Below are 11,118 nucleotides of genomic sequence, written 5' to 3'. Positions count from 1 at the left end.
CCCGAACAGGACCGTGAAACGACTCTACGCCGATGATAGTGCTGCAACCAGTGTGAAAGTAGGTTATCGTCAAGCTAGTTATTAGAAAAAGCCCCTTCCGGAGAAAATCTGGTTGGGGCTTTTTTGCGTTTACACCAAAGGCTTCAAGCAATTGCTGTGCACACACAGCATTGGGTTGTATGATTAGTGATCGCCTTGCGGCGGCCTTCTTCAACTTACTAGAGGTGTGTTCCATGTCTGAAGCAAAGAAATATCGTCTGGTAACCCGCAGTGACTTCGACGGCCTGGTGTGCGCGGTGCTGCTCAAGCACCTGGACTTGATCGACGAAATCCTGTTCGTGCACCCGAAAGACATGCAGGACGGCAAGATCGCGATCAGCGATAACGACATCACGACCAACCTGCCATTCGTGCAGGGTGTGCACATCGCGTTTGACCACCATTTGTCGGAAACCATCCGCAATACCGGCGAGCGCCAGAACCACGTCATCCATCCCGAGGCGCCATCGGCGGCGCGCGTGGTGTACGACTACTACGGCGGCCTGAAGGCCTTCCCGGCCTCCTGGAACGACATGATGGCGGCGGTCGACAAGGGCGACGCCGCACGCTTCAACGAGCAGGAAGTGCTGAATCCGGAAGGCTGGGATCTGCTGAACTTCCTGATGGACGCGCGCACCGGCCTGGGCCGCTTCCGCGAGTTCCGCATCTCGAACTACAACCTGATGATGGACCTGATCGATTACTGCAAAGACCACACGATCGAACAGATCATGGAAATGCCGGACGTGAAGGAACGCAAGGAGCTGTACTTCGAGCACTCGGCGAAATGCAAGGAGCAGATCCGCCGCTGCGCCACCGTGCACAAGAACCTGGTGGTGCTGGACCTGCGCAACGAAGAGGTGATCTTCGCCGGCAACCGCTTCATCATCTACGCGCTGTTCCCGGACACCAATATCTCGATCCACGTACTGTGGGGCCTGAAAAACCAGAACACCGTGTTCGCCACCGGCAAATCGATTTTGAACCGCACCTCGAAGACCAATATCGGCGCGCTGATGCTGGAATACGGCGGCGGCGGCCACGAGAACGCCGGCACCTGCCAGGTGGACAACGAGCGTTCCGAGGAAGTGCTGGAAGCCTTGATCCACCGGATCAACAAAGACGGCTGATCAAAAAGAAACGGCGCCTGGGGCGCCGTTTTTCATTATCAGAACTCTTTTTCAGGAAGAGCGATCTGGTTGTCCGTGCTGAACTGGTAATCCTTGAACACGTGCTCTGCGGTCAGCATCTGGTACTCGCCGTCCGGCTTCTTGAACGACGTGTCCTTCAGCTTGTAGGTGTAGTGGCCGCAGGTCCAGCAGTTGAAGTTGCGCATGTGGGTGCACAGGCAGGTCTTGTCCATGACGACGATGTTCTTGTCGTTCGGATGCGCCGCCACTTCGCGGTTGTACGAGTTGATGTAGGCGCAGTTGCCGGTCGCGTCCAGCAGGTAGCCATAGGACTCGCAGCCCGGACGGATGCCGGAGCCGATTGCCGGCGTGTTCTTCAGCATGCGCATCGGATAGCCGGTCGGCGACACGCCGTTGACGATGATGTCGTCTTCCGACGCCTTGAAGTACTCCTGCTTGACCTTCTCGGGCAGGCCGCATTCCTTGGTGACGGTGAAGCGGGTCGCCACCTGCACGCCGGCCGCGCCAGCTTCCAGGAATTTGACCGCGTCCGAACCGGTGAAGATGCCGCCGGCGGCGATCAGCGGAATGTCCAGCTTCTCTTCCTTGAAGTAAGCCAGCAGTTCCTGGGTGATGGTCATCAGGTCGTAGTCTTTCCAGTCCTCCAGGCCGAAGCCCAGGTGACCGCCGGCCAGCGGACCTTCAACGATCACGAAGTCCGGCAGACGGTTCAGCTTGGCGTTCTTGCGCAGGAAGATCTGCAGCGCGCGCACCGACGACACGATGATGCCCAGCTTGGCTTCGCGGAAGCGCGGGTGATCGGCCATCAGCGCGAAGGAACCGAAGTGCAGGCCGGCCGACAGCGTGATGCCGTCGATGCCGGCGTCCAGCGCCGCGTTCAAGCGCGTGCGCAGGGTTTCGCGCGGACCGTTCATGGTCAGCTTTTCCATGCAGTTGACGAAGATCAGGCCCGGGCCCTGTTTCGCCTTCATGGTGGCGCCGATGTGCAGGCGCTGAGCTTCCGCCAGGCGCTGCAGGTCGAACTGCACCATGGACTTGTCCATGTTGTTGATGTTGTGCTTGTAGAGCTTGGTTTTATCCTTGACGAAACTGGTATCGAACTTGCGGTCCGACACGTCTTCCACCATCGCATCCGAGATATGGCCGATACCGCCGAGGCGGGCCGCTTCCAGTGCCAGTTCCGAGGTCGAGATATCGACACCCATTCCGCCGATCATGATGGGCACATACTCTTCATTGCCAAATCGCAGGCGGAAATCATCAACACGTTTCATTGCTATCCTTAGACTACCGAGTTTAATTGCGGTCGCGCGGCAGTACGCATGGTCGGAGCTCCGACTTATTCTACTCCATGTGTACTACAGCTTTATGACGGGCGCGGCAACGCCGGGCGTGCCGCGCGCAGGCGGTGGACGAGTATCAGTCGCGGAAGTTGTTGAATTCCAGCGGCAGCTCGGTGACGTCCTTGCGCAGCAGCGCCATGGCGGCCTGCAGGTCGTCGCGCTTGGCGCCGGTGATGCGCACCGATTCGCCCTGGATGCTGGCCTGCACCTTCATCTTGCTGTCCTTGATGACGCGCACGATTTTCTTGGCGTCGTCGGACTCGATGCCGTTTTTTACCTTCAGCACCTGGCGCACCTTGTCGCCGCCGATCTTCTTGATCTCGCCGTCTTCCAGGAAGCGCACGTCGACCTTGCGCTTGCCCAGCTTGTTGACCAGCACATCGCGCACCTGCTGCAACTGGAATTCCGCATCGGCGGTCATGGTCAGCTCGCGGTCCTTCTGTTCGACGGCGGCGCCGGTACCCTTGAAGTCGAAGCGCGTGGCGATCTCCTTTTGAGCTTGCTCGACGGCATTCTTCACTTCGATCATATCGGCTTCCAAAACTACATCAAACGACGGCATAACTATTTCCTTTTCGTGTGGCATGCAGCACGCATCGATCCGGCTGCATCAAAGACTGACATTTTAACGGACAACCTGCCGTTCGCTGCCATATCGGCGCTGGTTTTTTGCTTGTTTCGCTCTATAATCGATCAAATTTATTCGTTATTTCCCCATGCCCGCTTCATTTTCTGTCTCACATCAATTTCCGCTGCAGTCCCTCAACACTTTCGGCATCGCCGCCAGCGCGCATGCGTATCTGCGCGTGACTGAAAGAGAGCAGTTGCTCGGCGTTTATGCTGATGTCAATTGGGCTGCTTTGCCGAAGCTGGTGTTGGGCGGCGGCAGCAATGTGCTGCTGACGGGCGACTTCAACGGCCTGGTGTTGCACATCGCCTTGCAAGGCCGCGAGCTTGCCGGCGAGACGAAACAACATTATTTGGTGCGCGCGGCGGCGGGCGAAAACTGGCACGCCTTCGTGCAGTGGACGCTGGCGCAAGGTTACGGCGGACTGGAAAACCTGTCGCTGATTCCCGGCACGGTGGGCGCGGCGCCGATCCAGAATATTGGCGCCTACGGACTGGAAATCAAGGACGTGTTCCACAGCGTGACGGTGTTCGATCCGCGCAGCGGCGAGACGCGCGCGATGGATGCGGCGGCGTGCCGCTTCGCTTACCGCGACAGTGTGTTCAAGCAGGAAGGCGCTCACCTGATCATTCTCGACGTGACCTTCGCGCTGCCGAAGCAGTGGCAGCCCAACCTGCGCTACGCCGAACTGGCGCAGGCGGTGGCGGAGCAGGGCATCGCTGCGCCGACGCCGCAGCAGGTGGCCGATACGGTGATCGCCATCCGCCGCCGCAAGCTGCCCGATCCCGCGGTGATCGGCAACGCCGGCAGCTTCTTCAAGAATCCGGTGGTGACGGGGGCGCAATGCGCGGCGCTGCTGGAGCGCTTTCCGGCGCTGGTGCACCACGCGCAGCCGGATGGCAGCGAGAAGCTGGCCGCCGGCTGGCTGATCGATCAATGCGGCTGGAAGGGGCGTAATCTCGGCGCCGCCGGTGTGTATCCGAAACAGGCGCTGGTGCTGGTGAATAACGGCGGCGCCACCGGCGCCGATGTGGTGGCGCTGGCCAGGGCGATCCAGGCGGACGTGCAGGCGCGCTACGGCGTGCTGCTGGAGCCTGAACCTGTGTTCATCTAAACCGGGGTCAGTGCCGACATTCGGACATTTCGCTCGCGAAATGTCCGAATGTCGGCACTGACCCCGGTTTATGGACGGGCCGCCTGCACCAGTTCAATCGCGGTGTGGGCGTCTTCGGGATACAGCGAGCTGCCGGTGTGGCAGGCCTGGCGCAGCGCAGCGTCGCTGATGCCGGGCAGCGATTCGCCCGTTACTGACAGGCTGATACGATGCAGCTGGCTGGTGACGATCGAACGGCGCGACGCCATGTTCAATATCACGCCGAATTCGTCGTGGCCGAGGCGCGCCACCAGATCGCCCGGACGGCATTCGCGCTCGATGCGGCGCGAGATGTCGGCCAGCGCCTCCGGCAGCGCCGCGATGCCGTTGATGCGCACCACCGCCACGCCCAGATGCCCATGCCCCGTTTGCGCCGCCGCCACCTTGGCCTGCAGCTGTTCGTAGAAGAAGGAACGGTTGGCGGTGCCGCTGGCTTCATCCAGCGTCAAACGCTGCTTCAGCACATTCGGACCTTCCTGCGTGGCGCGCTGCATCAGCATGGCCGTCATATTGGCCAGCAGCTGCGCGATCTCCGCTTCGTATTCGTTGAATTCGCGCGGCGCCTTCCACACCAGCTTCATGACGGCGACCGCTTCGCCGCCGGCGATCAGCGGCACGATCACCATCGCGCGCAGGCCCACCTTGCGGCAGGCGTCTCGGTTGACGCGGTCGTCGGTTTCGCTGTCGCTGCACAGCGCGGCGCTGCGGCTGGTCAGCACGCGGCCGGACAGGCTGTTCGCCACCGGCATGCGCAATCCCAGCTGCGCTTCGGCGATGCCGCTGGCCGAGCGGTAAACGATGGCGTCGTCTTCCAGCAGCTCCACCACGGCGCCATCGGCCCCGGTCAGTTCGACCGCCTTGGACGACGCGGCATCCATTACCGCGCTCAGGTCATTGCCCAGGCCAACCAGCTGCACCTGGGCGTCGATAATCGCGAGTAGCTTTTGATTCGGTATCATGGGCGTAAAAAAAGCAGACCTTGGTCTGCTTTCAGTTTAGTCTCTGTTTAGCCGAAGTGGCAAACGTAATCGAGGGTTTCCACTGTTTCGATGTCGAAGCTGGTGTTGCCGGCCACGTTGAACTCCTGGCCGGCGCCGTAGGTGTTCCACTCGCTGGCGCCAGCCAGGCGCACCTTGCATACGCCGCCGACGATTTCCATGAGTTCCGGCGCGCCGGTGTTGAAGGTCAGGCTGGATGGGAAGATGACGCCGACGGTCTTCTTGCTGCCATCGGCCAGGATGACGGTGTGCGACACGCACTTGTCGTCAAAGTAGATATTGGATTTCTTGACGACGCTGACTTGATCGATTTGAGCACTCATGCTGCGGTTTTTCCTTAGTTCGATGGTGTAGGACCGGGCAGGTCGTCCGCGCTCACCACGCGGTTGCGGCCACCGTTCTTGGCGGCGTACAGGGCCCGGTCGGCTTGCTGGACCAGATCTTCGACGGTCGATGACGCCGACGGCACCACGCTGGCCACGCCGACCGACATGGTCACGCACGACATCTCGGTGGTCGCCTGCGGATTCTCGATCGCGAGCTGCTCCAGGTGGCGGCGGCACGACTCGGCCACGATCAGCGCCCCAGTCAGTGGTGTCTCCGGCAGGATAATCGCAAACTCCTCGCCGCCGTAGCGCGCGGCCAGGTCGGCCGGTCGCTTCAGGTGTTCAGTCAACACAGCCGCCACCTTCTTCAGGCACAAATCGCCCGCCAGGTGGCCGAAGCTGTCGTTATACAGTTTGAAGAAATCGACGTCGCACATCAGCAGCGTCAGCGGCTTCTTGTCGCGCTGGCCGCGCTGCCATTCGATGCGCATGGTCTCGTCGAAGCGGCGGCGGTTGGCGATGCCGGTCAGGCCGTCGAGGGCCGCCAGCTTTTGCAGTTCGATGTTGGCGTCGGCCAGCTGTTTCTGGCTCTCGCGCAGGAAGCGGAAGGCCTGGTCGCGCTGCAGGCGGCTGATGTGCGCGCCGGAGTGGTAGCGCACGCGCGCCAGCAGTTCCAGCTTGTCCGGCAGCTTGACCATGTAGTCGTTGGCGCCGGTGCTGAAGCTGTGCGCCTTCAGTTTCGGGTCTTCTTTCGCCGACAGCACGATCACCGGCACGTGGCGCAGGCCTTCTTCGGCGCGGTACTGGGCGATCTGGCCAAAGCCATCGATGGAGGGCATCACCAGGTCCTGCAGGATCACGGTCGGCTGCAGCTGCAGCGCCGTCTCCAGCGACTTGGTGGCGTCGGTCACGTAATGGAATTCGATATCCGGCTGGTCGCTCAGCATGCGCCGCACGGCTTCAACGATGATCAACTGGTCGTCGACCAGCAGCACGCGCACTTTGAAGGTAGTCAGGACCGGTTCTTGATCTGTTGCGATTACTTGTGCTTCGGACATCGGGATTCTCTTAAGTTTGTTAACTGTATTAACTACGTGCGTCCACCGAGTGTGCCGCGCAAGACCGGTCCGATCTTCGCCAGCGGTAAAATCATCTGTGCCGCATCCAGTTCCGCCGCTGCGCGCGGCATGCCGTACACCGCGCTGCTGGCCTGGTCCTGGGCGATGGTGGTCTGGCCGGCGCGGCGCATCGCCAGCAGGCCTTCGGCGCCATCGCGGCCCATGCCGGTCAATAGTACACCAATCGCTTCGCCTTTCCAGTGTTGGGCCACGCAGTGGAAGAACACGTCCACCGATGGGCGGTAGGCGTAGTCCTTCGGGTGCGCATCGTAACGCAAGCGCAGGTTTTGATCCAGCGTCAGGTGGTCGTTGCTCTTGGCGATGAGGATGGTGCCTGCCACCAGTTCATCGCCTTCCTCGGCCGAGCGTACCGGCATCTCCAGCTGCTCGCCGAGCCAGCGCGCGAAGTTGTCGGCGAAGTGCTGGTCGATGTGCTGCACCACCACGATGGCGCAGCCGCGCGGCGCCTTCCAGCCGGCCAGCAGCTTGGACACCGCCACCGGGCCGCCGGTGGAGGCGCCGATCGCCACCAGCGCGGTGACTTTTTCGGCGCTGGCCGCGTCGCCGCCGTTGCCGTTGGCCGCCGCCGTGCGCGGCAGCATGGCCTGGTTGCCGCCGCTGTGGCGTATCAGCTTGTCCATGGTGCGGATCTTGGCCAGCAGCTCGGCGTCGCCGCCCGGCTGGCCTTGCAGTACCGGCGTCGCCGTCACGTCCAGCGCACCGGCGCCCAGCGCGCGGAACACCTGGTTGACGTTGTCCTGCGGCCGGCCGGTCACCACCAGGATGGCGCACGGGCTGTGCTCCATGATCTGGCGCGTGGCTTCCACGCCATCGAGTTCCGGCATGTTCAGGTCCATCAGGATCAGGTCCGGGCGGCTCTCGGCGCACATGCGCACCGCCTCGGCGCCGGTGCGGGCGATCCACAGCACCTGGTGTTCGGCGGTGCTGGCGACCACGCGCCGCAGCGCTTCGGCTGCCATGGCGACATCGTTGGCGATGGCTATTTTCATCTGCGGGCGTCTCCAATCAGGTCGCTGACGGCGTCGAGCAGCGTCTCGTCGTGGAAGCTGCCCTTGGTCAGATAGTAGTCGGCGCCGGCCGACAGTCCGCGTGCGCGGTCTTCCGGCCGATCTTTATAAGACACTATCATGACAGGCAGTTTATGCAGGTGTAAATCTTTCTTAATTAATGTTACCAGTTCAATACCATCCATGCGCGGCATGTCGACGTCGGTGATCACCAGGTCGTATTCGCCGCTGCGCACCACGTTCCAGCCGTCGATGCCGTCGATGGCGATATCGACCAGGAAGCCGCGGCTTTGCAGCAGCTTGCGCTCCATTTCGCGCACGGTGAGCGAGTCGTCCACCACCAGGATGCGCTTGGTCTTGCGGCGTTCGGCGGCGTCGGACTTGGCCAGCTGGTGCAGCCCACCCTCGTGCAGCAGCTTGTCGATCGACAGCAGCAGGTCCGGCACGTCGAGGATCAGCACCGGCTCGCCGTTGTCGAGCAGGGCGGCCGAGGAGATGTCGCGCATCTTGCCGAAGATCGGGTCGATCGCCTGCACCGCCAGGCTTTGCTCGCCGCGTATGGCGTCGACCACCAAGGCGTAGCGGCGCGCGCCGGCGCCGATCACCACCACCGGCAGTTCGGCGCCGCTGGCGTCGGTGTCGCCCAGCTCCAGCACCTGCGAGGCCGAGACCAGGCCCAGATGCTCGCCGCCGAAGTCGAAGAACTGCTTGCTCTCCAGTGTGTGGATGGCCGTCTGCGCCACCTTCAGCACGCGCTCCACCTGCACGATGGGCACGGCGTAGGCTTCGCCCTTGACGTCCACCACCAGCGCGCGCACGATCGACTGCGTCAGCGGCAGCGTGATGTAGGTGCGGAAGCCGACGCCCAGTTCAGACTCGATGCGCACGGTGCCGTTCTGCGAGCGGATGGTTTCGTGGACGATGTCCAGGCCGACGCCGCGCCCGGAGATCTCGGTGATGTTTTCCTTCAGGCTGAAGGCGGGCAGGAACAGGAACTCCATCAGCTCCGCCGGCGACATCGACGCCGCCATCTGCGCCGGCGCCATCTTGCGCTCGATGACGCGGGCGCGGATGCGTTCCAGGTCGACGCCCTTGCCGTCGTCGCTGATCTCGATGCTCAACATGCCGGCGCGGTGCTTGGCTTCCAGCGTGATGGTGCCGGCGCCGGGCTTGCCGACGGCGATGCGCTCGGCCGCCGGGTCCATGCCGTGGTCGATGGCGTTGCGCAGCATGTGGTTCAGCGGGCTTTCGATCTTGGCCAGGATGTCGCGGTCGACCAGCGTGTCTTCGCCGATGATCTCCAGTTGCACGTCCTTGCCCAGGTTGCGCGACAGGTCGCGCACCATGCGCGGAAAGTGCTGCACGCCGTCGCGGAAGGGCCGCATGCGCATGGTCAGCACTTCGTCCACCATGCCTTGCGAGACGGCCAGCAGGCGGCGCTCGTAAGCTTCGATGTCGGCGATGTGCTCCAGCACGAACTGCTTGAGCGGATGGGTCTTTTGCAGCGCCAGCAGCGATTTTTCCTTGAGACTGGCGTCGCTGCTGTTGGAGATGGCCTCGTGCAGCTGTTCGATCAGCGAGAACAGGCTGCTCTGGTTGCGCTTGAAGCGCTGCATGTTCTGGATGAAGGGATGCATCTGGTGGGCGTTGATGCGCGACTCGCTGGCCAGCGACAGCAGCTTGTCGAAGTTCTGCGCGTTCTTCATCGGCGCGTGGCCCGGCTGGCGAGCGGCGGCGGCGGGCGCCTCATCGACGGCGGCTGCGGCTTGCGGCGCGATCGGCAGTTCGCCGATGGGGAACGCCGGCGGCGCGGCGACCGGCGCGGGCGGCGGCGAGAAGTCGATCGGCTCCGGCAGGAAGGCGATGGTGTTGATCGAGTCCATGGTGCGCTTGATCTGCTCACCGTTGGCGCCCAGCCATGCATCCACTTCCGCATCCTGGAGGCGCGAGAGTTGCAGGATCAGGTCGACGCCTGCCAACAGCACGTCGACGCGGTTGGGCGTCAGCGCCAGCTTGCCGTTCTGTGCGCCGATGAAGGCGTCCTCCATGCCGTGCGCCAGCTGCACCACCACTTCCAGGCCGACGATGGCGGCGGCGCCCTTGATCGAGTGCGCCGCGCGCATCATCGACTCGACTGCGCTGGCGTCGTCCTTCAGGCGCTCCATGGCCAGCAGGCCGTCGGTCAGGATCTGGGTCTGGCTGTCGGCCTCCATGCGGAACAGGTCCAGCATGGAGAACTGACTCAGGTCTCCGTTGTTATCCACGCTCATCGCAGGGTTCTCGCAAGTTGGTAGCCAATCAGCGCTTCATCGAGCACGCCGATGCGCATGTCGTCATGGGATATCACGCCGGACAAAAAGCGCGACAGGCCTTTGTTGATGGTGGCGGCCGGCGCCTGCACCGTGCTGCTGGCATAGCGCAAAATGCCGTGCAGGTCGGCCACCGGCAGCGCGTAGGCCTGGTCTTCCCACTGCGTCAGCAGCAGCCGCGCGAAGGTGTGGCGGTTGGTGGCGGCTTCGCCCTCGCTGTCGTCGATGCCCAGCAGGTCGGCCAGCGACATGCACGGGTACAGCGTGCCGCCGACGTTGACGATGCCGCCCAGGCCGCGCGCGGTGCGGTGCGGCAGCCGGTGCGGCTTGGCGATCGGCGCCACCGCGACGAACATGCGGGTCGGCAGCGACAGCCATTCGAGGCCGATGCGGAACACCAGGCAGGAGGTGTCGAGCTGCTGGTCCTTGCTGGCGGCCTGGCGGAAATGGGCAGCCCAGTCCTTCTTGTAATCGTCGCCGACCACGCGCTGCAGGTTCTGCTGGGCGGCGCTGGCGTAGACGTCGCAGTTGCGGCAATGGACGTACTGCTCAAGCTTTTCGCAGCTCTGGTCGCCGTTCACGCCGATGACGTTCCAGCAGTCCTGGATGCCGGCAGCGGCGGTGGGGGAGGTGAGTGTGCTCATGGGTTAGCGCCTTCAGGATGCTTGCTGGCGTTTGTAGATGCGGGCGGCGCGGGCCTTGAACGCGGCGGCGCCGCTGGCGTCGTGGTTGGCTTCGGCCAGCAGGGCCAGGTGGCACAGGGCTTCGTAGTGGTCGGGCTGCAGGTAGATGCAGCGCTTCCAGTAGTCTTCCGCCATCTTGGGCTTGTTGGTCAGTTCATTCAGCAGGCCGAGGATGAAATACGCTTCCGCCGATTCCGGATGCTGGGCCAGGTGGTCGCGGCATTTTTTCTCGGCCGCCTTGACGTCGCCGAGGTCGGCCAGCCGGCGCGCTTCGGCCAGCAGGTTGACGGCGACGGCGGGGACGGCTGGTTCGGCCGCCGGCTTGGCGGGCGCCGTGGCGCG

At 63.1% G+C, this 11,118-nt stretch carries 10 protein-coding genes and 1 pseudogene; 2 read left to right on the top strand and 9 right to left on the bottom strand.

Annotated elements, in window-relative coordinates:
- Positions 1–233: 233 nt before the first annotated feature.
- Positions 234–1,169: an exopolyphosphatase gene (locus tag GJ698_RS29785; RefSeq protein ID WP_154361479.1), complete on the top strand. Its 936-nt coding sequence runs from the start codon at positions 234–236 to the stop codon at positions 1,167–1,169.
- 38 nt (positions 1,170–1,207) lie between these two features.
- Here GJ698_RS29785 and GJ698_RS29780 read toward each other — a convergent pair whose 3' ends face one another.
- On the bottom strand, positions 1,208–2,464 hold the full coding sequence (locus GJ698_RS29780; RefSeq protein ID WP_154361478.1) for a nitronate monooxygenase: 1,257 nt from the start codon (positions 2,462–2,464) through the stop codon (positions 1,208–1,210).
- Positions 2,465–2,609: 145 nt separating this feature from the next.
- Positions 2,610–3,095, bottom strand: a complete 486-nt coding sequence (locus tag GJ698_RS29775) for a YajQ family cyclic di-GMP-binding protein (protein WP_154361477.1) — start codon at positions 3,093–3,095, stop codon at positions 2,610–2,612.
- Positions 3,096–3,249: 154 nt separating this feature from the next.
- On the opposite strand from GJ698_RS29775, the gene murB reads away from it, so the two are divergent.
- A complete protein-coding gene (murB, locus tag GJ698_RS29770) occupies positions 3,250–4,275 on the top strand; it encodes a UDP-N-acetylmuramate dehydrogenase (RefSeq protein WP_154361476.1) in 1,026 nt (341 codons plus the stop codon).
- 68 nt (positions 4,276–4,343) lie between these two features.
- Here murB and GJ698_RS29765 read toward each other — a convergent pair whose 3' ends face one another.
- The 7 genes and pseudogenes from GJ698_RS29765 to GJ698_RS30570 form a co-directional block, all read right to left on the bottom strand.
- Positions 4,344–5,273 carry a sensor domain-containing diguanylate cyclase gene (locus GJ698_RS29765; protein WP_154361475.1) on the bottom strand — a complete coding sequence of 310 codons (930 nt, stop codon included), beginning with the start codon at positions 5,271–5,273 and terminating at the stop codon, positions 4,344–4,346.
- 47 nt (positions 5,274–5,320) lie between these two features.
- Positions 5,321–5,635 (bottom strand): pyrimidine/purine nucleoside phosphorylase, encoded by a 315-nt coding sequence (gene ppnP, locus GJ698_RS29760; protein ID WP_154361474.1) that lies wholly within the window; start codon positions 5,633–5,635, stop codon positions 5,321–5,323.
- 14 nt (positions 5,636–5,649) lie between these two features.
- Positions 5,650–6,696, bottom strand: coding sequence for a diguanylate cyclase (locus GJ698_RS29755; RefSeq protein WP_154361473.1), 1,047 nt, complete (start codon positions 6,694–6,696; stop codon positions 5,650–5,652).
- Positions 6,697–6,728: 32 nt separating this feature from the next.
- Positions 6,729–7,766, bottom strand: a complete 1,038-nt coding sequence (gene cheB / locus GJ698_RS29750; protein ID WP_154361472.1) for a chemotaxis-specific protein-glutamate methyltransferase CheB — start codon at positions 7,764–7,766, stop codon at positions 6,729–6,731.
- The gene (locus GJ698_RS29745; protein ID WP_154361471.1) at positions 7,763–10,054 is read right to left on the bottom strand and encodes a hybrid sensor histidine kinase/response regulator; all 2,292 of its coding nucleotides are present in this window, start codon (positions 10,052–10,054) and stop codon (positions 7,763–7,765) included. The genes cheB and GJ698_RS29745 overlap by 4 nt, the downstream gene beginning before the upstream one ends.
- Positions 10,051–10,737: a chemotaxis protein CheW gene (locus GJ698_RS29740; protein ID WP_154361470.1), complete on the bottom strand. Its 687-nt coding sequence runs from the start codon at positions 10,735–10,737 to the stop codon at positions 10,051–10,053. The genes GJ698_RS29745 and GJ698_RS29740 overlap by 4 nt, the downstream gene beginning before the upstream one ends.
- Before the next feature lie 12 nt (positions 10,738–10,749).
- Positions 10,750–11,118: pseudogene (locus GJ698_RS30570) on the bottom strand (CheR family methyltransferase); the annotation flags it as partial.

Origin of the sequence: Duganella aquatilis, assembly GCF_009674565.1 — a bacterium.
Lineage (GTDB): Bacteria > Pseudomonadota > Gammaproteobacteria > Burkholderiales > Burkholderiaceae_D > Rugamonas > Rugamonas aquatilis.
This window is presented reverse-complemented; position numbering and strand designations above follow the sequence as displayed.